We start from the raw sequence: 20,710 nt of genomic DNA, 5'->3' as shown, positions 1-20,710 counted from the left end.
CGCCGTTGGCGGCGATCCCGCATGCGTCAGTTCAGGCAAGGACCTCTCTTTGCCTGCTCAGACGTTACCCATGCAGAGATACTTCATCTCGAGGTAATCGTCGACGCCATGGCGCGAGCCCTCGCGGCCAAGGCCCGACTGCTTGATCCCGCCGAAAGGCGCAGTTTCGGTAGACATCAGGCCGGTGTTGATGCCGACCATGCCGTATTCCAGCGCCTCGGCAACCCGCCAGACCTTCTTGAGATCTTCAGCGAAAAAATAGGCCGCGAGACCGAACTCGGTGTCGTTGGCCTGCTGGATAACATCCTCGACTGTGTCGAAGCGGAAGAGCGGAGCGACGGGACCGAAGGTTTCCTCGCGTGCCACATTCATGTCCCGCGTTACGCCGGTCAACACGGTCGGCGTGAAGAAGGTGCCGGCACCTTCGATACGCTTGCCGCCCGTCAGCACCTTCGCGCCCTTGGATATAGCGTCGCTCACATGGTTTTCGACCTTGGCAAGGCCCTGCTCGTCGATCAGCGGGCCGATCGTCACGCCTGACTTGAAGCCGTCGCCGACGGACATCTCTTCGACCTTTGCCGCAAGCTTGGCCGCGAAGGCGTCATAGACACCGGATTGGACATAGAGACGGTTGGCGCACACGCAGGTCTGGCCGGCATTGCGGTACTTGGAAGCAAGCGCGCCCTCGACCGCGGCATCGAGATCGGCATCGTCAAAAACAATGTAGGGCGCATTGCCGCCGAGTTCGAGACTGATCTTCTTGATCTGGTCGGCGCACTGGCGCATCAGAATGCGGCCGACTTCCGTCGAGCCGGTGAAGCTGATCTTGCGCACCTTCTCGTTGCCGCAGAGCCCCTTGCCGATACCGGGACCGTCTTCGCCGACGATGACGTTGAAGACGCCGGGCGGGATGCCCGCCTGTTCCGCGAGAACAGCCAGCGCAATCGCTGAAAGCGGCGTCTGTTCAGCGGGCTTCGATACGACGGTGCAGCCGACGGCGAGCGCCGGCGCTATTTTGCGCGTGATCATTGCCGCCGGGAAGTTCCAGGGCGTGATCGTACCGACGACGCCGACCGGCTGCTTGATGACGAGCATGCGCTTGTCGTTCGACGGCGCGGGAATGGTTTCGCCGTAGATGCGCTTTGCTTCTTCCGCATACCATTCGACGTAAGCGGCGGCGTAGAGTATCTCGCCGCGCGCCTCCGCAAAGGGCTTGCCCATTTCCGCGGTCAGGATGGCTGCGAGCTCGTCGGCGTTGGCGACCATCAGGTCGAACCATTTCCGCAGGATGGTCGCCCGCTCCTTGGCGGGGCGCGCAGCCCAGCCAGGCTGTGCGGCGTAGGCTGCGTCGATCGCATCCCTGGCCTCGACGGCACCCATGTCGGGCAGCGATGCCAGCACTTCGCCGGTCGACGGGTTGAGGACGTCGAAGGTGCCGGTCGCACTGCCCGCGGTCCAGACGCCGTTGATATAGCCGGCATCGCGCAGGAAGGGTGAAGAGAAGGGAATGTGTTTGGTCAGTGCAGTCGTAAATGCCATGTCATGTACTCCGAAGGCATTGATAGGCAGGGCGACTCACTTGCCGGCGCTTGCTTCCAGGATCGAGGATTCGAGAATGTCGAGCGCCTCGCCAAAGACGTCGTCCTGAATGGTGATCGGGGCGAGGAAGCGGATGACATTGCCGTGGATGCCGCAAGTCAGGAGGATCAACCCCTTCTCAAGGGCGATCAGGCGCACCTGATTGGCGAATTCAGCGCTTGGAAGCTTCGTCGTCCTGTCGTTGAACTCGACGGCGTTCATGAAACCCGGCCCGCGGATATCGACCATTTCCGGCGCCTTTTCGCGCAACGATTCCAGGCGCTGTTTGAGCCGGCCACCGAGCTGGTTGGCGCGCCCGCAGAGATCCTCGTCCTTGATCACATCGAGGACGGCGTGCGCGGCGGCGATGCCAATCGGGTTGCCGCCATAGGTGCCGCCAAGTCCACCCGGGCCTGGTGCGTCCATGACCTCTGCACGTCCGGTTACCGCTGCGAGAGGGAAGCCGCCAGCGAGGCTTTTGGCCATCGTCATCAGGTCAGGCGCGACCTCGTGGTGATCCATGGCGAACATCTTGCCCGTGCGCGCGAAGCCGGTCTGGACCTCGTCGGCGATGAGCAGGATGCCGTGCTGATCACACAGCTCGCGCAGTGCCTTCAGAAATGAGACAGGCGCTGGATAAAAACCACCCTCGCCCTGAACCGGCTCAATGATGATAGCTGCGACGCGCTGTGGATCGACATCAGCGGCAAACAGCTTCTTCAAAGCCGCGATCGACTGATCCGGGGTGACGCCGTGGAGTTCGACCGGGAACGGGACATGGAAGACATCGCCCGGCATCGCGCCGAAGCCGACCTTGTAGGGCACGACCTTGCCGGTCAGCGCCATGCCCATGAATGTGCGGCCGTGGAAGCCGCCACCGAAGGCGATGACGGCGGACCGGCCGGTCGCTGCGCGCGCGATCTTCACGGCATTCTCGACAGCCTCTGCACCTGTCGTGACGAAGATCGTCTTCTTCTCGAAATTGCCGGGTGTCAGCGCATTCAGGCGCTCGGCCAGATGAACGTAGCTCTCATAGGGAACGACCTGATGGCAGGTATGGGTGAAGTGGTCGAGCTGATCCTTGACCGCCGCAATCACGCGCGGATGACGATGACCGGTGTTGAGCACGGCGATGCCGCCGGCAAAATCGATGTAGCGGCGGCCCTCCTTGTCCCAGATCTCGGAGTTTTCGGCGCGATCGGCGTAGATCTGCGTGGTCATGCCAACGCCGCGTGAGATGGCAGCATTCTTCCGGTCTGTGAGGGTGGTCGCGGTCATCGTGCGCTCCTGTGTCGAAGGGATTTCGAATTATCTTGCATAACTTCTGCAGGGAATGTAAAAAATTCCTACATTTTTCCTGCAAGAATGCAAGCGGCATTTTCTGCTTCAAACCATCGCGGTTTTCAGCGATGCTCCTGGACATAAACAGCAAGGCTGCCGACAGCCCCAAAGAAGAACGAGATCAGAAAGCATTGGCTTATGAGCAATGACGCGCCCGTGCGCTACAAGGTGGCCGAGGCCGCGAGGCTGGCAGGCGTTTCCCCCTCCACCCTGCGTCTCTGGGAAAGCCAGGGCCTCGTCGTCCCTGGCCGTTCCGAAACCGGGCACAGACAGTATAGCGCGGAAGATGTGGCAAGGCTCCAGAGGATTTCCTGGTATCGCGTCGAGCGCGGTCTCAACCCAGCGGCAATCCGCGAGGCGCTTGAAAGCGAAGATCCGTCGGACAATGCAGAGGCGAGCGCGGTTTCGGATCTCGGGCGCCGGCTGCGCAGTCTGAGGCACGCGGCAGGCAAGACGCTGGACCAGGTTGCCGGCGACATGCGCATCACTTCCTCCACGCTTTCAACGCTGGAACGAACCTCGCAAGGCGTCAGCTTCAAGACGCTGCACGACCTTGCGGAGTACTATGGAACGACCGTATCCCGGCTCTCGGGCGAGGAGCGTGACGACGTTCCGGCCGTCGTTCGCGCCGGCGAGTGGCGCGCATGGCCGGAAACCACGCCCGGCGTGACCGTCCAGCTTCTCGCCGAGGGCCGCATCATGATGGACTGCCACCGGTTCGTCCTCGCGCCCGGCGCGGCCAGCGAAGGCGCCTATCGCCACGATGGCGAAGAATTCATGCACATACTCTCGGGCCGTCTCGAACTCGTGCTCGATTCCGATCAGTTCTTCGATCTCGGACCGGGGGACTCGCTCTATTTCGAGAGCCGTCGCTATCACTCCTGGCGCAACCGGCACGACGGCGAAACCATCCTCATCTGGATCAATACGCCGCCGACATTCTGAGGTCAGCATTCCGGCGCCAGTATCCGGGGCCAGTGTCCGGGGCCAGCATTCCGGCGCCAAAATCGGTATCGCGGAGCCGGCCTTTGCGCTATAGCCCCACCACAGACACTTGACAGAAAGACGAGAACGATGGCGGCCATCATACGTTACCACGAAGGCGATATTTCCGCGGCTGATGCCGCCCGTTACACCGGAGCGATCGCAATCGATACCGAAACGCTTGGCCTGGTGCCGCGCCGCGACCGCCTCTGCGTCGTCCAGCTTTCGCCTGGCGACGGCTCGGCCGACGTGATCCGCATCGCCGCGGGTCAGAAGGAGGCGCCGAATCTCGTCGCGCTGCTGGCCGATACCTCGCGCCAGAAGATTTTCCACTACGGCCGGTTCGACATTGCCGTACTGTTCCACACCTTCGGGGTGACCTCACAGCCGGTATTCTGCACCAAGATCGCCTCGCGCCTCTGTCGCACCTACACGGATCGTCACGGCCTCAAGGACAATCTAAAGGAAATGCTCGACGTCGACGTTTCCAAGGCGCAGCAGTCGTCGGACTGGGCGGCGGCGAAGCTGTCGCAGGCGCAGCTTGAATATGCGGCCTCGGATGTACTTTACCTGCACGCGCTGCGCGACAAGCTGACCGACCGTCTCGTCCGTGATGGTCGCATCGAGCATGCAAATGCTTGCTTCGAATTCCTGCCGACCCGCGCCAAGCTCGACCTGCTCGGCTGGGACGAGGCAGACATCTTCGCGCACAGCTAGGATTGTTCCCAGCGCATCAGACGAAAGACCGGACGCGGCTTGCCGCGCACCGGGCATTAGCGATTCCTTAAGCAAACTTCGCTAGGATGCTCATTAATTTTTATGCATTCGACGACGCGATGTAGCGCCACGCAGGCAGAGCGAACTGCCGGGGAATGCGAAGGGCCGGATGAGCGCGGCTTCTTGTCACCTGCTTCATCGCACTTTACGAAAGAAGGAGCATGCCATGTTGACTCCGGTTCGTGCAGCGTCAAGTTCAAGTTTCTCGTCTCAAGGGCAGGGCGCAGCCATCGCCACAGATGGCGTGATTCGGGGAGCGACGGCGGTCGCTCCGGTCAATCACGTTGAAAGCCCGGACCTCAACTCCGCGGTTACAGCCAAGCTGAACATTCTTTTGCTCGCCGTTCGCGCCCGTATGGTCGAGGCACTGCTCGACGTCATCAATGCTGCGGGCGACGCACTTTCCCAGCCCCGCGACGACGACGAAACCGAGCTCGCTTTTGCCTCCCGCCTTGTCTACGCCATCCAGAAGCTGCCGGCCGCCAAGATCGAGGCTGTCGAGCGCCGGCTCGCAGCACAGGGTCACAGTGTTCCGCTTCGCCTGCTCGCCGCTGCCTTGAAGAACCCGGCGGGACCGGAGGCGGCTCGGATTGCCGCCTATCTGGAAACCGTGCGCTACGAGGACCGTGACCTGGCGGCGCGTGCGGTTGCTCGCTCCTACGGACAGAACGACGCTTCGCCGTTGCGGCAGGAACAGCGGCCGGAAATCATCCTGCACCGGGACAACCTTGCCCTAGCGGCGCGCCCCACACCCGCAGCCGTACATGAAGATCCAGCCGATACGCCTGCCAGAAATGCAAGTGTCGCAGCCACTTATCTCGATGCCGAGATCCCCGAACAGTCGGAGGTCCTGACTGAGATTGCAGGGCGCGGGATCGAAGCTGACAAGACGCCGGCGGCCACGAATGCAAGCCGGCCAATCACAACTGAAGCGCCCGAGGCGATGGGGACACTTCGGCCGCCGGAAGACGAGACAACTGTTGCCACCGTTGAAAGTGCGGAAACCGCAACAAAAGCAGACGCTCGATCGCGTGCTGCCAAGGGCGAACCGGTCATTCCGAAAATCTGGGCGGGTATTCCTGCATCCCTGTCGGAAGACGCGACCGATCTGATTGTGGCGATCATTCGCGACCAGGGGGCCGAGGTCCCGCTGGAGGCTGCCGACGTCGATCCCGCTGTCGAAATCGACGTCATTCTGGATGACACGCTGATCGGCGATATTCCCGAAGAGCTACGGCGCGCATCCGACCCCCCGATGCTGTCGAACGGCCCGGCCCGACAGCCATCGCTGCTTGCATCGCAGCCGCTGACAGATGCTGCCGCAGCAAGCGTGGCCGCGAACCGACAGGTTGCGCGGGAGATAGAGCCGCCGCCGGTGCTTCAGCATACGATCGATGCGGCCTACGCGCCGGTCCTGATGAAGATCGTCGAGGGCGTGCCCTACGCGATCCAACCCTACCAGTTCGCCAAGGACGAGGCCGACGACGGCGGTTCGCGAGAAATGCATCGCGAGGACCACGACGGCGGCCGGCAGTCGGAGCAACAGGAAGCGGATGGCCAATCCGATACGCCGGAGGACGCCGAGACAGAGACGCAGGTGCAAGGCCAGGAAATCGTCGCTTCTTACGGCGCGAACACGCGCGTCGAAACACCACTGCTTCCCGCTCCGAGCCTTGGCATGCCCCCAGTCGCCGAGGAGGCCTACACTCTCTATCGGCGCATGGCCGGCTGGGAATAAGTCAAAGCCGGCATTCGAACGCATCAAAAAGCAAAGAACCCGCCGGATCGCTCCGGCGGGTTCTTCAATTCTTCAGGCCTTGAGGCCGACGATTATTCGCCGCCGCGGTTCTTCAGAGCCGCGCCGAGAATGTCGCCAAGCGACGCGCCAGAGTCGGACGAACCGAACTGAGCAACGGCTTCCTTCTCTTCAGCGATTTCCAGAGCCTTGATGGACAGCATAACCTTGCGGTCCTTCTTGGAGAAGTTTGTGACACGAGCGTCAAAAACCTGGCCAACCGAGAAGCGTTCCGGACGCTGATCGTCGCGATCGCGCGCGAGGTCTGCACGACGGATGAACGAGGTGATGTCTTCGTGGTTGACGAGCTTCACTTCGACGCCGCCGTCGTTGACCGCGAGAACTTCGCAGGAAACGACTGCATTCTTGCGCAGGTCGCCGGAAGCTGCCGCTTCGCCGACTGCATCCTTGCCGAGCTGCTTGATGCCGAGCGAGATGCGTTCCTTTTCGACGTCAACATCGAGAACGACAGCCTTGACCACGTCACCCTTGTTGAACTCTTCGATGACCTGTTCGCCCGGACGGTTCCAGTCGAGGTCAGAGAGGTGCACCATGCCGTCAACATCGCCGTCGAGGCCGATGAACAGGCCGAATTCGGTCTTGTTCTTGACTTCGCCTTCGACTTCAGTGCCAGCGGGATGATTGCGAGCAAACGCCGCCCACGGATTTTCCAGCGTCTGCTTGAGGCCGAGCGAAATACGACGCTTGGACGGGTCGACTTCGAGAACGACGACTTCGACTTCCTGGCTCGTGGACAGGATCTTGCCGGGGTGTACGTTCTTCTTGGTCCAGGACATTTCCGAGATGTGGATCAGGCCTTCGATGCCCGGCTCCAGCTCGACGAACGCACCGTAGTCGGTGATGTTCGTGACCGTACCGGAAATCTTCTTGCCTTCCGGATACTTGGCCTGGATGCCATCCCACGGATCCGACTCGAGCTGCTTCATGCCGAGCGAGATGCGGTGGGTTTCCTGGTTGATGCGGATGATCTGAACCTTGACCTGCTGGCCAATGGACAGGATTTCCGACGGATGGTTCACACGGCGCCACGCCATGTCGGTGACGTGCAGCAGGCCGTCGATGCCGCCGAGGTCAACGAACGCACCGTAATCGGTGATGTTCTTGACGACGCCGTCAACAACCTGGCCTTCTTCGAGGTTCTGAACGATTTCAGAACGCTGCTCGGCACGGGATTCTTCCAGAACCGTACGACGCGATACGACGATGTTGCCGCGACGCTTGTCCATCTTGAGGATTTCGAAGGGCTGCGGGTTGTGCATCAGCGGCGTAACGTCGCGGATCGGGCGGATGTCGACCTGCGAACGCGGCAGGAAGGCAATCGCGCCGTCGAGGTCGACCGTGAAGCCGCCCTTGACTTGGTTGAAGATAACGCCTTCGACGCGCTCGCCAGCTTCGAACTTGGCTTCGAGCTTGATCCAGCTTTCTTCGCGGCGAGCCTTCTCGCGCGACAGAACTGCTTCGCCGAGAGCGTTTTCGATGCGCTCAACGTAAACTTCGACTTCGTCGCCGACCTTGAGCGTGCCGTCCTTGGCCTTGGCGCCGAATTCCTTGAGTAGGATGCGACCTTCGACCTTCAGGCCGACGTCGACAACGGCAGAGTCCTTCTCGATTGCCGTGACGATACCCTTGGTGACATAGCCTTCGGCCAGATCGTTCTTGGCAAAGGACTCTTCGAGAAGGGCCGCGAAATCTTCGCGAGAGGGAGTAGCTACTGACATGAAATCTCCTGCGTATCCGAATCTGGACACGTATGCGCCGGTTGGTTCGTGTTGAATGAGCCTGAACCCAGTCCGCCCTCTCTTCAAAGGCAATCCGGCGCTTGGACGGAATTTCAGGCTTGTCTTTTCCAAGCGGCCCAGGCAAGGCTTGGGCATATCGCTCGAAATTATATGTGTCGGCTCAAGGCTACGTCGATGATCGATTTCGCAGCTTGAAACGCGGCCTCTATACTCATTTCCGACGTATCTAGCAAGTGCGCGTCGTCCGCTGGTTTCAAAGGGCTGTCGGCCCTTCCCATGTCGCGTTCGTCGCGCCGCTTGACATCGTCGAAAATCGCCTCGAAATCGGCTTCCGCGCCCCGGGCGACAATCTCGTCGTAGCGGCGCTTCGCACGCACCTGCGGCGAGGCGGTCACATAGAGCTTGACCGGTGCGCCCGGGCAGACCACGGTCCCGATATCACGGCCGTCGAGGACGGTGCCGGGGTGCTTTTCGGAAAACCGCCGCTGCGCCTCGACCAGCGCCCGCCGCACTGCCGGCATCACGGCAATCTTGGACGCGGCTTCGCCGATCTCATGCTTGGACAGGATATCGCGATCCAGGCCGCCGAGTTCAACCTCGCGCGCCATCTTTTCGGCGATCGCCTCGTCGTCGAGCGGCTGGCCGGCATCGAGCAACGCCTTGGCCGTCGCGCGATAGGTCAGGCCGGTATCCAGGTGATGGAAACCGTACTCGCCGGCGACAAGGCGCGACAGCGTACCCTTGCCGGCAGCTGCCGGGCCGTCGATGGCGATGGTGAAACTGCTGGAGCTCGTCAATGTATTCATTCCGTCGTCAATCCGCCGTAGCGTCGGACAAGGTCAATCATCTCAGCCTGATCCGGCAACTCTCCGAGACCCGCCGCAACGCCCTCGCGGTCGGCAACCGGCCTGTTCTGGCTTACTTTCCACTTGCCCTCGAGCGAGGCAATCTCGATTTCGATGCCGATGATGCCCTTCATCTGTGCGCGGATGAAATCATCGGGCGCATCGCCGACGGCCCACGGTTGCTCGCGGGCTCCCTCCTGCTGGCGGGTGAGCGCTGTGATCTGCGCCAGCAGCCAATCGGCGTCGTCGATGACGCGCGCGGCGCCCCTCGCCTGTACGATCGCGTAGTTCCAGGTCGGCACGACCTTGCCGGTTTCTTTTTTCGTCTTGTACCAGGATGGCGTCACATAGGCGTCGGCGCCCTGGAAGACCGCCAGCACCTCGGCGCCGGACTGGATATCGCGCCATTGGGCATTGGGCTTGGCGACATGCAGACGCAGTGTTCCTTTGGCGCCTGCATCCGGATCCAGATGGAACGGCACCGAATTGGCAATGAGCCCCGACTGCCCCGCGGTGATCAACAGGCCGAGCGGATGGGCGCGAATGAGCGCGTGCTGCACGCCTAGATCGTCTTCGCGGAAATGCGGGGGTTGGTACATCTGCGGCGGCCCGTTCAAATCACCGGCGCCCGCCGGTTTTCCGTTGCAAACAAACAATATCGAGCTCACTAACATAAACGTCCGCGTCGGTCATCCGGTCCTTGTTCAACGCGCACGAGGCAAGCGTGAAGTTTAGCTTTGACATGGAAGCCTGCAACGATTATGGGGACCGGCTTATAAATTCCGAATAGAACGCCGGTTTTCACGGCATTTGCCGAATTTAGCATTCGGCCATTCTCACGAGGCTTACAGTGGCGAAAGCGGAACTTGGAACCAAGCGTACCGATCCGGAAACCGGCAAAAGATTCTACGACCTGAACCGGGATCCGATCGTTTCTCCTTACACAGGCAAATCCTACCCCCTCTCCTACTTCGAGGAAACCTCGGCTGCTGCTGCCGCAGAGGCCGCCCAGGATGAAGAAGAGGTTGCGGAAGTCGATACCGAAAGCACGGAAGTCGAACTGGTTTCGCTCGAGGACGCCGATGAAGGCGCTTCCGGCGACGACATCCCCGATATCGGCGATGACGATGTCGAGATCGAAGGCGATGACGACGACGATACGTTCCTCGAAGCCGACGAAGACGACGATGACGACGACATGAGCGACATCATCGGCGTGACCGGCGACGAAGACGAAGTCTGATCGATTAAGTATCGGCCCGGACGAGAAAAATTCGCCGGGCCTATTTTTTTGGGCTTGCTATCTCCGAAAACCGGAAGTAATAAGCCGCCACTCCGCGAGGCGAACAACATCGCGAAGCATCCCAGGACCGGCCACAAGCCGGACCGCCTTGATGGGGCTATAGCTCAGCTGGGAGAGCGCTTGCATGGCATGCAAGAGGTCAGCGGTTCGATCCCGCTTAGCTCCACCAAATTTTCTAGGTTCTCGAGGATTTAACTAGGCAACCAATGCCGTCTGTACGGCATCGCGCCAGTGCATGCTTTTCTTGCAGTGCGCGAATTGCCAGAGAAGCGAGCCGCTTACGCGCCCGCCGTGTCATCCGCTATCCCTCGACTATGGCCGATGTCACGCGCTTGACGGTCGGAAGAATGAGACCGGTACTGGGAAGGTGGCTCGCAGCGTGTCGCCTGGGGAGTTTGCCAAAGGGCATGATGATCTCCGTAAGATGCCGATCAGAGCACGCATCGCCGACCGGCGGGTTGCGCGTCGTGGCGGAAGAACCAAAGCAGAAGAACGCAGTGCAGATTTGCTAATTCTTTAGCGTCTATCGCTAACCTGCATGCGATGCTGGCGCGACCGGCTGCCAGGGATGCCGACTGATGACGAGACAAAGACGAAGACACATCATCCGCACGCGACGAACGGCGACCGGCCTTGCGCTGGCTGGCGCGATTTCCTTTCTCGCCGGAATGACGGATGCGACGGGACTTGCCCTGACCGGCGACTTCGTTTCCTTCATGACGGGCAACACGACACGGGCGGCCCTGGCGCTTGGCGATGGCAATCTGCGTCATGCGGCCGTTCTTCTTTCGGCGATCGTCGTCTTCGTGCTCGGAAACGCGGCCGGCATCGTCATTGCCCATTTCGCCGAGCGCCGGATCTTCGTAGTGCTCGCAAGCGTCAGCGCCATGCTGGCGCTTGCATCGCTGCTGACGGCTGACAGCCTGACGATACCGCCCTTCTACCTGATCGTCGCCTCTATGGGCATGGTGAATGCCGCCATTGAGCATATCGAAGGGCTGCCGATCGGGCTGACCTACGTGACCGGTCCCCTGTCGCGCTTCGGGCGCGGCATCGGTCGCTGGATCCTCGGTGACCGCCGCCTTGACTGGACGATCCAGATCGTTCCGTGGATCGGCATGCTGGCGGGTGCCATAGTCGGCGCGCTGCTGGCGCATATCGCCGGAACCGGCGCGCTCTGGTTCATCTCGGTTTTTGCCATGCTGGTGGCGCTGGCCGCTCTTCTCATTCCGAAGCCGCTCCAGCGCCGTTTCAATCAGAGTGGTCAGGCGCGTCCGGCACCGCGCGTTGGATGATCGGCGCATTGGTGCTCTCAGCTTTCCGCTTTTTTCCGAATCGCGGAAAACGCTATAACCGTTTCTTTTCAAGCACTTCCGAACGCAAAACCGCTAGCCACTTTTGCTGGAATTGCTCTAGAAGACGGGAGACGATTGAAGGAGTTCGTTCTTGTTTCTCTTTTCGAAGCTTGTCTGGATTTTCGGTCAGCCGCTGTCGCTGGCTTTCCTGTTCGTCCTGGTTGCTGTGCTTTCCGGATTGATCCGCTGGCGAGGCATCAGCCTGCTGTCGTCGACGCTGGCGGGCCTGATCCTCTTCGTGACGCTGTACACGACGATCGGTAACTACATGCTGGAGGGACTGGAGGATCGTTTTCCAAAGCTGCAGGATCCGCAGAACCTGCAATGCATGATCGTGCTCGGCGGCGCCTTTGAAAACGAGGTCAATACCGCCCGCCACGGCATCGAGCTCAACGCGGGCGGTGACCGCTTCGTCGAGGCGCTGCGGCTGGCGCAGAAGTATCCGCAGGCGCGCATCCTGATCTCCGGCGGCGACGGCTCCATGTCGGGCGTCTACGAGGGGGATGCGGTGATATCTGCCCGCTTCTTCCCGCTGTTCGGCGTTACCAGGGAGCGCCTGCTCGAGGAAACGACATCGCGCACGACCTTCGAGAACGCCGTGAATACGAAGGAGCTTCTCGCAAGCCAAGGGTTGTCGAACTGCCTCCTGATTACCTCCGGCTATCACATGCCGCGTTCGGTCGGCATCTTCCGCAAGCTCGGGATCGACGTGGTTCCCTGGCCGGCGGACTATCGGACGGATGGACACGAGGGGCTGGGGCTCGACTTCACGCAACCCGGCCGGAATTCGCAAAACCTTGCGACGGCAATACGCGAATGGTTCGGGCTCGTCGGCTATTACTTCGCCGGCCGCACGTCCGCGATCTATCCCGGCTGAGCAAGGCTACTTTCTGGAAATGGTGACAAACTTCGTGCCGCGCACGCGCGCAGTCACGGTGCAGGGTTCCTTTTGCCTGTCCGCATCGGGCCGGTCACAGAAGCGCGGGTGCATTTTCATGGCCAGGACCATGTTGCCGAAGCGCTGGACGAAGTCGTAGCCGTAGATCTGCGCCGTCGCGATCATGAAGTAACCGCCTTCGGCCACCTGGAGATAGAAATTGTAGGTGCAGCCGTCGTCGTTGCACTGCGGACCCTTCTCGCCGTCGCAGGTGAGTTCCCCTTCGTTGACGACCGCGTCGATTAACCCGTCATTGTTGATGTCCTGACGGATAATGTAACCGTCAGTGAATTCCGCCTTGGTGCACTGCTCTTGAAAATGCTTCTTCTCGTAGATCTCCGGGTCGGAAATCAGCGACTGCTGGGCGAAGGCCGCAACGGGGATCACGAGGTAAGCGACAAGGTTCAGGGCGATCAGGAGCGTTTTCACGGGTTTCTCTTTTGGTCGGATAAGGACGCTGTTGGGCAGACACATTGCCTTACCCGGCTTGCGCCGCCCTTGCCACCGTGATTGACTCATCCAAGAATTCTGCCGGCTCTGGAGGACTGATGTTGCCTTTCGTCTACCTGGACTATGCCGGCGTTGCGCTTTTTGCGGCAACGGGTGCACTGGCCGCGTCCCGCAAGCAACTCGATCTAATCGGCTTCCTGTTTTTCGCGATCGTCACCGGCACCGGCGGCGGCACGGTGCGCGACATCGTGCTCGGCCGCGTGCCGGTCTTCTGGGTTCTCAATCCCACCTATGTTCTCGTCTGCTGCGCCGTCGGTATCGTCGTCTTCTTCACTGCGCACAGGGTCGAGTCACGGTACCGATTGCTGATCTGGCTCGATGCCGTGGGCCTTTCGGCATACTGTGTTATGGGGGCAGCCAAGGGACTTGCGGCAACGGGTTCGCCGACGATCGCCATCGTTACCGGCACGCTGACGGCGACGTTCGGCGGCGTTCTGCGCGACTTGCTTGCAAACGAGCCATCGGTGTTGTTGCGGCCCGAGATCTATATAACCGCAGCCCTAGTCGGCGCCGGCATCTTCACGGCCGCGAACACGCTCGATCTGCCGCAGTACTCGGCCTCGGCGGTCGGCGTGATTGCCGCGTTTGCGGTGCGCGGCGGTGCGCTCCATTTCGGTTGGACGTTTCCGACCTACATGGCCAAGCCCGGCCGCCATCCCGACGACTTGATGTAAGATCAGCGCCGCTTCGGGCGCAGCCGGATGATCACATCGACATGAGCGATTTCCAGGCCCTCAGGAGGCTCCGGCAAGTTGCCGATGGTCAGGTTGCTGACCGGAATATCGAGCACGTCATTCAAGCCCTCGACAAAGAAATGGTGGTGATCGGAGACGTTCGTGTCGAAATACGTCCTGGCGCTCTCAACGGCAAGGACGCGGATCATGCCTGCCTCGGTGAATTGATGCAGCGTGTTATAAACGGTTGCCAGCGACACCGGCACGCCAGCGACCACCGCCTCCTCGTGCAGTTCCTCGACGGTCAGATGCCGATCACCCTTGGCAAACAGCAGGTCGCCCAGCGCGACCCGCTGACGCGTCGGCCGCAGGCCAGCGCCACGCAGCCTTGCTTCTATGGTAAGCGGGGCTTCAGCCGCCATCCGACAAACTCCAATTAATCTAGCGTCACGCAATCAGGTTTCCCTAGCCATATAACTTTTGCGCAAAAGCCTTTCAATAGTTTCAATGGGGACAACAGGAGCGAAAAGGCCGCGAAATCGGGGTTTTGGCGTAATTAACTCTGGTCGCGGCCTTGGCCTTCCTGTATTCGACCACCAAATAAGGCGCACAGGCGGTCTTCGTCGGTGGGTGGGGCTCAGCCATGCTTGTGCTTCATTTTCTGCTGAACTTGGACTAAACGTTCACATCCATCGGCACAGTTGCGGGGGGAATTAGAGTTTTCATGGCGACGAAACAATCCAGCTTCAACTACGAGGAAATCCTGGCCTGTGGCCGCGGCGAGCTATTTGGCCCGGGCAATGCGCAGCTACCCCTCCCACCGATGCTGATGGTCCACCGCATTACGGACATCTCCGAGACGGGCGGCAGCTTCGACAAGGGCTATATTCGCGCCGAGTATGACGTGAAGCCCGATGACTGGTATTTTCCTTGCCACTTCGCCGGCAACCCCATCATGCCCGGCTGCCTTGGCCTCGACGGCATGTGGCAGTTGACCGGCTTCTTCCTGGGTTGGCTCGGCGAACCCGGGCGCGGCATGGCACTCTCGACAGGAGAAGTGAAGTTCAAGGGCATGATCCGCCCGACGACGAAGCTTCTTGAGTACGGAATCGATTTCAAGCGCGTTATGCGCGGTCGCCTGGTCCTCGGCACGGCCGACGGCTGGCTGAAGGCCGATGGCGAGGTCATCTATCAGGCGAGCGACCTGCGCGTCGGCCTGTCAAAAGACAAGGCCGAGTGATTGCACCGGGCGCGCGCCCGGTTTTCCAAGTTACAAAAAAAGAAAAGGTCGAAGCACATGAGACGGGTAGTTGTCACGGGTCTGGGCGTTGTTTCCTCGATCGGCAATGATGCCGCCGAGGTCACTGCCTCGCTACGCGATGCCAAGTCCGGCATTTCCTTCTCCAACGATTTTGCCGAACACGGCTTCAAGTGCCAGGTATGGGGTCGTCCGACGCTCGACCCGACCGAGCTGGTCGATCGCCGCGCCATGCGCTTTCTTTCGCAGGGCGGCGCCTGGAACCATGTGGCTATGAAGCAGGCGATCGCCGATTCCGGTCTGGAAGAAAGCGACATCAGCAACAACGAGCGCACCGGCATCATCATGGGCTCGGGCGGCCCGTCCACGCGTACGCTCATCGAAGCCGCCGAGATTACCATCAAGAACAACAGCCCGAAGCGCATCGGCCCCTTTGCCGTGCCGAAGGCTATGTCCTCGACCGCGTCGGCGACGCTCGCCACCTGGTTCAAGATCCACGGCGTCAACTACTCGATCTCCTCGGCTTGCTCGACGTCGGCGCATTGCATTGGCAATGCCGCCGAGATGATCCAGTGGGGCAAGCAGGACATCATGTTCGCCGGCGGTCACGAAGATCTCGACTGGACCATGTCCAACCTCTTCGATGCGATGGGCGCGATGTCCTCCAAGTACAACGATACGCCGGCGACCGCCTCACGCGCCTACGACGTTAGTCGCGACGGCTTCGTCATCGCCGGCGGTGCCGGCGTTCTCGTTCTCGAGGAACTCGAGCATGCCAAGGCACGCGGCGCCAAGATCTATGCCGAAATCGTCGGCTACGGCGCGACCTCCGATGGCTACGACATGGTCGCGCCATCGGGCGAAGGCGCTGTCCGCTGCATGCGCCAGGCGCTTGCCACGGTCAAGGGCGATGTCGACTACGTCAACACGCACGGCACCTCGACGCCGGTCGGCGACAGCAAGGAAATCGGCGCCATTCGCGAAGTGTTCGGGGCCAAGATTCCGCACATTCAGTCGACCAAGTCGCTGACGGGTCATTCGCTGGGTGCCGCAGGTGTCCAGGAATCGATCTACTCGCTTCTGATGATGCAGGCCGGCTTCATCGGTGAAAGCGCGCATATTGCCCAGCTCGACCCCGAATTCGACGGCGTACCGATCGTTCGCAAGCGCATCGATGACGCCAAGATCGACATCGCCCTTTCCAACTCCTTCGGCTTCGGCGGCACCAATGCCACGCTCGTCTTCCAGCGCCATAACGGATAATAATAATGACGGGATTCATGCAGGGAAAGCGCGGCCTCATCATGGGCGTCGCGAACAATCATTCCATCGCCTGGGGGATTTCGAAAGCACTTGCGGCGCAGGGCGCAGAGCTTGCCTTCACCTATCAGGGCGATGCGCTGGGCAAGCGTGTCAAGCCGCTCGCGGCCGAAGTCGGTTCCGACTTCATTCTGCCGTGCGATGTCGAGGACCTCGCATCCGTTGATGGCGTCGTAGACGCCATCAAGGAGCGCTGGGGCAAGCTCGACTTCATCGTTCACGCCATCGGCTTTTCCGACAAGAACGAGCTGAAGGGCCTCTACGCTGACACCACGCGCGACAACTTCAGCCGCACGATGGTGATCTCCTGTTTCTCATTCACCGAGATCGCCAAGCGCTGTGCGCCGCTGATGAACGACGGCGGCTCGATGCTGACGCTGACCTACAATGGCTCGACGCGCGTGATCCCGAACTACAACGTCATGGGCGTCGCCAAGGCTGCGCTCGAGGCGTCCGTGCGTTACCTCGCCGCCGACTACGGCCCGCAGGGCATTCGCGTCAACGCGATCTCGGCAGGTCCGATCCGGACACTCGCCGGTGCCGGCATTTCGGACGCGCGCGCCATTCTTTCGTGGAACCAGCGCAATTCGCCGATGCGCAAGACCGTGACGATCGATCATGTCGGAAGCTCGGCGCTGTACCTGCTCTCCGACCTTTCGGCCGGCGTTACCGGCGAGATCCATTTCGTCGACGCAGGCTACAACATCACATCGATGCCGGCGCTCGAGACGCTGCGCAAGGCAGACGTCGAGTAAGCGGCCAGCCATTGGAAGCAGCCAAAGGCCATGCGCATTGTATTGCGCATGGCCTTTTTATTTGATTCAATAGGTAAGAACCCTTGCCGCCCGCGTGCCATTCATCGAAAACACGACGCGACCGGTTCGCTCCGTCACCTTCGACTGGGCGCGATTGACGCGTCCGCAAAGGAACGCGGCCTGACGCGCTCCGCATTCCTCGCGAGCGCTGCTCGCAAGAAAATCGAAGCCGCCTAAGCGACTACTTCTTCGCCCAGAGCACCTTGAAGCGAGCGTTGCGGCAGGTCTCGCCGCTTTCCTTGAAGTTTGCCGCCAGCACAGGCTCGTACGGCAGGCCTCGATTGGCCACGAGCAGCAAGCGGCCGCCGCCCCGCAGCGACGATGCGGCCGTCTTGATCATTGCCTGGCCGAGCGAAGGTTCAGCGGCGTGGCCTTCGTGGAAGGGCGGGTTCATGATCACAAGGTCGTACTTGTCCTTGACCGGCTCGGCGGCCAGGTCGTGCCAGAAGAAGCGCGCAGGCACCTTCGGGCAGTTCTCCGCCACATTGGCCTTGGCAGCCTCCAGCGCGGCGTGATTGGCCTCGTAGAGGTCGAGGCGGCCCACGCCCGGTGAGCGTGCGGCCATTTCAACCGAGAGATAGCCCCAGCCGGCACCGAAATCGGCAACCTCGCCAGTGAAATCGACAGGCAGACGCGAGGCAAGCAGTTCCGAACCGTCATCGATGCGGTCGTGCGAGAACATCCCGGCGGATGCCTCGAAGCGGCCGTCGACGCGCACCGGCGGCTTGGCGAACTTGGCAATGATCCCGCTGGCATCGGCGGGTGCGCCGAACCAGAAGGCGACCCCGTGGTATTTCGGCATGTGCTCGATCGAGAGTCCGAAGGCTTCCATGCGTTTGCGCAGCGGCTGGATGCCGTCCTCCTTGCCGCCGGCGATCACGACAAGGCCGCCGATTTTCACGCGGCCGAGCGCCGTGGCAATGTTCGCCTCGTTTTCGCCCTTGTGCTTGTTGCAGAGTACGAGAACCGCGTCGTAGTCCTCGCCTTCTATCTCTGGCGTGGTTTCGATGCGCTGGGAGAGCAACTGCCTGTAAATCGGCCGGAAGCCCTGTACGGCGCTCAGAGAGGCAGCAAAGCCCTCCGGCAGTGCAAAGCCCGCCTCGGCGCCGAGGAACAGCACGCGCTCTCCCTCGCCCGGCGCCTCGACGGTGCCGCTTACAAAGGGATGGAACAGGGTTTTCAGCGTGTCGCTGCTCATGGCTCTATCTCGTTCTCGAATACAAAAAGGGCGCGGAAACTACCCGCGCCCATGAAGTCTTGGGAAGGCGCAGCTTATTCGGCTGCTTCTTCCTTCTTCTTGTCGGCAGGGATTTCCTGGCCGGTTGCCTGGTCGACAACCTTCATCGACAGGCGGACCTTGCCACGCTCGTCGAAGCCGAGGAGCTTGACCCAAACCTTCTGGCCTTCCTTGACGACGTCCTGCGTCTTGGCAACGCGCTCGGAAGCGAGCTGCGAGATGTGGACGAGGCCGTCGCGGGCGCCGAAGAAGTTGACGAAAGCGCCGAAGTCCGCGGTCTTGACGACCGTGCCTTCGTAGATCTGGTTGATCTCAGGCTCGGCAACGATCGAGTGGATCCACTTGCGGGCTGCTTCGATTTCCTTGCCGGAAGAAGAAGCGATCTTGACGGTGCCGTCGTCTTCGATGTTGATCTTCGCGCCGGTCTTTTCGACGATTTCGCGAATGACCTTGCCGCCAGAACCGATGACTTCACGGATCTTGTCGACCGGAATGTTCATGACTTCGATGCGCGGAGCGAATTCGCCGAGCTGGCCACGGCTTTCGGTGATGGCGTTGGCCATCTCGCCGAGGATGTGCTTGCGACCGCCCTGAGCCTGGCTGAGGGCGACCTTCATGATCTCCTCGGTGATGCCGGCGATCTTGATGTCCATCTGCAGCGAGGTAATGCCGTCAGCGGTACCTGCAACCTTGAAGTCCATGTCGCCGAGGTGGTCTTCGTCACCGAGAATGTCGGAGAGGACCGCAAAGCGATCGCCTTCGAGGATCAGACCCATGGCGATACCGGCAACCGGCTTTGCAAGCGGAACACCGGCGTCCATCAGAGCGAGCGAGGTGCCGCAAACGGTAGCCATCGAGGACGAGCCGTTCGACTCGGTGATCTCGGAGACGACGCGCAGCGTGTAGGGGAACTGCTCGGCGGTCGGGAGCATCGGGCGGATAGCGCGCCATGCGAGCTTGCCGTGGCCGATTTCGCGACGGCCCGGGGAGCCCATGCGGCCGGTTTCGCCAACCGAGTAGGGAGGGAAGTTGTAATGGAGCAGGAAGCGCTCCTTGTACATGCCCGTCAGGCTGTCGACGTACTGCTCGTCTTCGCCGGTGCCCAGGGTGGCAACAACGATCGCCTGCGTTTCACCGCGGGTGAAGAGCGCAGAACCGTGGGTGCGCGGCAGGAGGCCGACTTCCGAGACGATCGGACGAACGGTTTCGAGATCGCGGCCGTCGATCCGGCTCTTGGTGTCGAGGATGTTCCAACGAACGATCTTCGCCTGCAGGTGCTTGAACACGGCGCCGATCACTTCGGGCGTGTACTTCGGCTCGACGCCTTCCGGGAAGAAGTGAGCCTTGACCTTGGCCTTGACGGCATCGACGGCTGCGTAGCGATCAGCCTTCTGGGTGATCTTGTAGCCTTCGCGCAGTTCGGCTTCGAAATGCTTGAGCATGTCGGCTTCGAGCTCGGAATGGTCTTCCGGCTGGAAGTCGCGGGGCTCCTTGGCGGCAACTTCAGCGAGCTTGATGATCGCGTCCAGAACCGGCTGGAAGCCGCGATGACCGAACATGACTGCGCCGAGCATGACTTCTTCGTTGAGTTCCTTGGCTTCGGATTCAACCATCAGAACGGCGTCGTGCGTGCCTGCAACAACGAGGTCGAGGATCGACTCTTCCATCTCGTCGAGGTGCGGGTTGAGAACGTATTCGCCGTTGATGTAGCCGACGCGGGCGCCGCCGACGGGGCCCATGAAGGGAACGCCGGAGAGCGTCAGTGCAGCGGAAGCCGCAACCATCGACAGCACATCCGGATCGTTTTCAAGATCGTGCTGAATGACTGTGACGACGACCTGCGTGTCGTTCTTGTAGCCTTCCGGGAACAGCGGGCGGATCGGGCGGTCGATCAGACGCGAAACCAGCGTTTCCTTTTCAGACGGGCGACCTTCGCGCTTGAAGTAGCCACCGGGGATCTTGCCGGCTGCGTAGGTCTTTTCCTGGTAGTTGACGGTCAGCGGGAAGAAGTCCTGGCCCGGCTTCGGCGCCTTGGCGGAAACGACGGTGGCGAGGACCACTGTTTCGCCGTAGGTCGCGAGAACTGCGCCGTCAGCCTGACGGGCGATCTTGCCGGTTTCGAGCTTCAGCGGGCGGCCTGCCCACTCGATTTCCACGGTATGGGTATCAAACATATGTCTTGTCCTTCAATGCGGGAGCACGCGCCGCAATCCATCGGACA

Annotated in this window: 19 protein-coding genes, 1 tRNA gene and 1 pseudogene; 12 read left to right on the top strand and 9 right to left on the bottom strand. The window is 61.0% G+C overall.

What is annotated here, in order from left to right; genetic code table 11:
- Window positions 1-57 precede the first annotated feature (57 nt).
- Window positions 58-1,539: an NAD-dependent succinate-semialdehyde dehydrogenase gene (locus tag AC1D2R_RS00440; RefSeq protein WP_477963684.1), complete on the bottom strand. Its 1,482-nt coding sequence runs from the start codon at window positions 1,537-1,539 to the stop codon at window positions 58-60.
- Window positions 1,540-1,575: 36 nt separating this feature from the next.
- Window positions 1,576-2,856: a 4-aminobutyrate--2-oxoglutarate transaminase gene (locus tag AC1D2R_RS00435; protein ID WP_477963682.1), complete on the bottom strand. Its 1,281-nt coding sequence runs from the start codon at window positions 2,854-2,856 to the stop codon at window positions 1,576-1,578.
- Between the two features lie 201 nt (window positions 2,857-3,057).
- Between AC1D2R_RS00435 and AC1D2R_RS00430 the strand changes: the two genes are divergently transcribed.
- From AC1D2R_RS00430 to AC1D2R_RS00420, 3 genes are all read left to right on the top strand, one after another.
- The gene (locus tag AC1D2R_RS00430; RefSeq protein WP_477963680.1) at window positions 3,058-3,864 is read left to right on the top strand and encodes a MerR family transcriptional regulator; all 807 of its coding nucleotides are present in this window, start codon (window positions 3,058-3,060) and stop codon (window positions 3,862-3,864) included.
- 129 nt (window positions 3,865-3,993) lie between these two features.
- Window positions 3,994-4,620, top strand: coding sequence for a ribonuclease D (locus tag AC1D2R_RS00425; protein WP_477963678.1), 627 nt, complete (start codon window positions 3,994-3,996; stop codon window positions 4,618-4,620).
- Window positions 4,621-4,846: 226 nt separating this feature from the next.
- Window positions 4,847-6,418: a hypothetical protein gene (locus tag AC1D2R_RS00420; protein ID WP_477963676.1), complete on the top strand. Its 1,572-nt coding sequence runs from the start codon at window positions 4,847-4,849 to the stop codon at window positions 6,416-6,418.
- Between the two features lie 92 nt (window positions 6,419-6,510).
- Here the strand turns inward: AC1D2R_RS00420 and rpsA are convergent, their stop codons facing one another.
- The 3 genes from rpsA to AC1D2R_RS00405 all read right to left on the bottom strand — a co-directional run bounded on the left by rpsA (window position 6,511) and on the right by AC1D2R_RS00405 (window position 9,679).
- Window positions 6,511-8,214: a 30S ribosomal protein S1 gene (gene rpsA / locus AC1D2R_RS00415; protein WP_037062884.1), complete on the bottom strand. Its 1,704-nt coding sequence runs from the start codon at window positions 8,212-8,214 to the stop codon at window positions 6,511-6,513.
- A gap of 167 nt (window positions 8,215-8,381) precedes the next feature.
- Window positions 8,382-9,041, bottom strand: a complete 660-nt coding sequence (gene cmk / locus AC1D2R_RS00410) for a (d)CMP kinase (RefSeq protein WP_477963674.1) — start codon at window positions 9,039-9,041, stop codon at window positions 8,382-8,384.
- On the bottom strand, window positions 9,038-9,679 hold the full coding sequence (locus AC1D2R_RS00405) for an FMN-binding negative transcriptional regulator (protein ID WP_477963672.1): 642 nt from the start codon (window positions 9,677-9,679) through the stop codon (window positions 9,038-9,040). Before AC1D2R_RS00405 ends, cmk begins: the two co-directional genes overlap by 4 nt.
- A gap of 251 nt (window positions 9,680-9,930) precedes the next feature.
- Here AC1D2R_RS00405 and AC1D2R_RS00400 point away from each other — a divergent pair, with 251 nt between their 5' ends.
- The 4 genes from AC1D2R_RS00400 (at window position 9,931) to AC1D2R_RS00385 (ending at window position 12,615) form a co-directional block, all read left to right on the top strand.
- Complete coding sequence (locus tag AC1D2R_RS00400; protein ID WP_057467049.1) at window positions 9,931-10,323, top strand: TIGR02300 family protein; 393 nt, start codon at window positions 9,931-9,933, stop codon at window positions 10,321-10,323.
- Between the two features lie 153 nt (window positions 10,324-10,476).
- Window positions 10,477-10,552, top strand: a tRNA-Ala gene (locus AC1D2R_RS00395).
- 409 nt (window positions 10,553-10,961) lie between these two features.
- Window positions 10,962-11,678, top strand: coding sequence for a YoaK family protein (locus AC1D2R_RS00390; RefSeq protein ID WP_477963670.1), 717 nt, complete (start codon window positions 10,962-10,964; stop codon window positions 11,676-11,678).
- 151 nt (window positions 11,679-11,829) lie between these two features.
- Window positions 11,830-12,615: a YdcF family protein gene (locus AC1D2R_RS00385; protein WP_477963668.1), complete on the top strand. Its 786-nt coding sequence runs from the start codon at window positions 11,830-11,832 to the stop codon at window positions 12,613-12,615.
- A 6-nt stretch (window positions 12,616-12,621) separates the two neighbouring features.
- Here the strand turns inward: AC1D2R_RS00385 and AC1D2R_RS00380 are convergent, their stop codons facing one another.
- Window positions 12,622-13,104 carry a hypothetical protein gene (locus AC1D2R_RS00380; protein WP_477963666.1) on the bottom strand — a complete coding sequence of 161 codons (483 nt, stop codon included), beginning with the start codon at window positions 13,102-13,104 and terminating at the stop codon, window positions 12,622-12,624.
- A gap of 119 nt (window positions 13,105-13,223) precedes the next feature.
- On the opposite strand from AC1D2R_RS00380, the gene AC1D2R_RS00375 reads away from it, so the two are divergent.
- Window positions 13,224-13,859 (top strand): trimeric intracellular cation channel family protein, encoded by a 636-nt coding sequence (locus AC1D2R_RS00375; RefSeq protein ID WP_477963664.1) that lies wholly within the window; start codon window positions 13,224-13,226, stop codon window positions 13,857-13,859.
- A gap of 2 nt (window positions 13,860-13,861) precedes the next feature.
- Here AC1D2R_RS00375 and irrA read toward each other — a convergent pair whose 3' ends face one another.
- On the bottom strand, window positions 13,862-14,281 hold the full coding sequence (gene irrA / locus AC1D2R_RS00370) for an iron response transcriptional regulator IrrA (protein WP_477963662.1): 420 nt from the start codon (window positions 14,279-14,281) through the stop codon (window positions 13,862-13,864).
- 302 nt (window positions 14,282-14,583) lie between these two features.
- Between irrA and fabA the strand changes: the two genes are divergently transcribed.
- From fabA to AC1D2R_RS00350, 4 genes and pseudogenes are all read left to right on the top strand, one after another.
- The gene (fabA, locus tag AC1D2R_RS00365) at window positions 14,584-15,099 is read left to right on the top strand and encodes a 3-hydroxyacyl-[acyl-carrier-protein] dehydratase FabA (RefSeq protein ID WP_477963660.1); all 516 of its coding nucleotides are present in this window, start codon (window positions 14,584-14,586) and stop codon (window positions 15,097-15,099) included.
- 57 nt (window positions 15,100-15,156) lie between these two features.
- A complete protein-coding gene (gene fabB, locus AC1D2R_RS00360; RefSeq protein ID WP_477963658.1) occupies window positions 15,157-16,380 on the top strand; it encodes a beta-ketoacyl-ACP synthase I in 1,224 nt (407 codons plus the stop codon).
- A 5-nt stretch (window positions 16,381-16,385) separates the two neighbouring features.
- The gene (fabI, locus tag AC1D2R_RS00355; protein WP_477963656.1) at window positions 16,386-17,192 is read left to right on the top strand and encodes an enoyl-ACP reductase FabI; all 807 of its coding nucleotides are present in this window, start codon (window positions 16,386-16,388) and stop codon (window positions 17,190-17,192) included.
- A gap of 91 nt (window positions 17,193-17,283) precedes the next feature.
- Window positions 17,284-17,429, top strand: a pseudogene (locus AC1D2R_RS00350) (type II toxin-antitoxin system HicB family antitoxin); the annotation flags it as partial.
- 4 nt (window positions 17,430-17,433) lie between these two features.
- Here the strand turns inward: AC1D2R_RS00350 and AC1D2R_RS00345 are convergent.
- Window positions 17,434-18,450 carry a class I SAM-dependent methyltransferase gene (locus tag AC1D2R_RS00345; protein ID WP_477963654.1) on the bottom strand — a complete coding sequence of 339 codons (1,017 nt, stop codon included), beginning with the start codon at window positions 18,448-18,450 and terminating at the stop codon, window positions 17,434-17,436.
- Window positions 18,451-18,524: 74 nt separating this feature from the next.
- Window positions 18,525-20,663, bottom strand: coding sequence for a polyribonucleotide nucleotidyltransferase (gene pnp / locus AC1D2R_RS00340; RefSeq protein ID WP_477963652.1), 2,139 nt, complete (start codon window positions 20,661-20,663; stop codon window positions 18,525-18,527).
- Window positions 20,664-20,710: the final 47 nt, after the last annotated feature.

This window comes from Rhizobium sp. P1_C7, from assembly GCF_056406295.1.
Note: the sequence above shows the minus strand (reverse complement) of the source record. Positions and strands in the feature narration are given on the sequence as shown.

What these genes read in the sequence shown, in the direction of transcription:
- AC1D2R_RS00440 (WP_477963684.1), bottom strand. Translation starts at nt 1,539, where the DNA reads ATGGCATTTACGACTGCACTGACCAAACACATTCCCTTCTCTTCACCC.
- AC1D2R_RS00435 (WP_477963682.1), bottom strand. Translation starts at nt 2,856, where the DNA reads ATGACCGCGACCACCCTCACAGACCGGAAGAATGCTGCCATCTCACGC.
- AC1D2R_RS00430 (WP_477963680.1), top strand. Translation starts at nt 3,058, where the DNA reads ATGAGCAATGACGCGCCCGTGCGCTACAAGGTGGCCGAGGCCGCGAGG.
- AC1D2R_RS00425 (WP_477963678.1), top strand. Translation starts at nt 3,994, where the DNA reads ATGGCGGCCATCATACGTTACCACGAAGGCGATATTTCCGCGGCTGAT.
- AC1D2R_RS00420 (WP_477963676.1), top strand. Translation starts at nt 4,847, where the DNA reads ATGTTGACTCCGGTTCGTGCAGCGTCAAGTTCAAGTTTCTCGTCTCAA.
- rpsA (WP_037062884.1), bottom strand. Translation starts at nt 8,214, where the DNA reads ATGTCAGTAGCTACTCCCTCTCGCGAAGATTTCGCGGCCCTTCTCGAA.
- cmk (WP_477963674.1), bottom strand. Translation starts at nt 9,041, where the DNA reads ATGAATACATTGACGAGCTCCAGCAGTTTCACCATCGCCATCGACGGC.
- AC1D2R_RS00405 (WP_477963672.1), bottom strand. Translation starts at nt 9,679, where the DNA reads ATGTACCAACCCCCGCATTTCCGCGAAGACGATCTAGGCGTGCAGCAC.
- AC1D2R_RS00390 (WP_477963670.1), top strand. Translation starts at nt 10,962, where the DNA reads ATGACGAGACAAAGACGAAGACACATCATCCGCACGCGACGAACGGCG.
- AC1D2R_RS00375 (WP_477963664.1), top strand. Translation starts at nt 13,224, where the DNA reads ATGTTGCCTTTCGTCTACCTGGACTATGCCGGCGTTGCGCTTTTTGCG.
- irrA (WP_477963662.1), bottom strand. Translation starts at nt 14,281, where the DNA reads ATGGCGGCTGAAGCCCCGCTTACCATAGAAGCAAGGCTGCGTGGCGCT.
- fabA (WP_477963660.1), top strand. Translation starts at nt 14,584, where the DNA reads ATGGCGACGAAACAATCCAGCTTCAACTACGAGGAAATCCTGGCCTGT.
- fabB (WP_477963658.1), top strand. Translation starts at nt 15,157, where the DNA reads ATGAGACGGGTAGTTGTCACGGGTCTGGGCGTTGTTTCCTCGATCGGC.
- fabI (WP_477963656.1), top strand. Translation starts at nt 16,386, where the DNA reads ATGACGGGATTCATGCAGGGAAAGCGCGGCCTCATCATGGGCGTCGCG.
- AC1D2R_RS00345 (WP_477963654.1), bottom strand. Translation starts at nt 18,450, where the DNA reads ATGAGCAGCGACACGCTGAAAACCCTGTTCCATCCCTTTGTAAGCGGC.
- pnp (WP_477963652.1), bottom strand. Translation starts at nt 20,663, where the DNA reads ATGTTTGATACCCATACCGTGGAAATCGAGTGGGCAGGCCGCCCGCTG.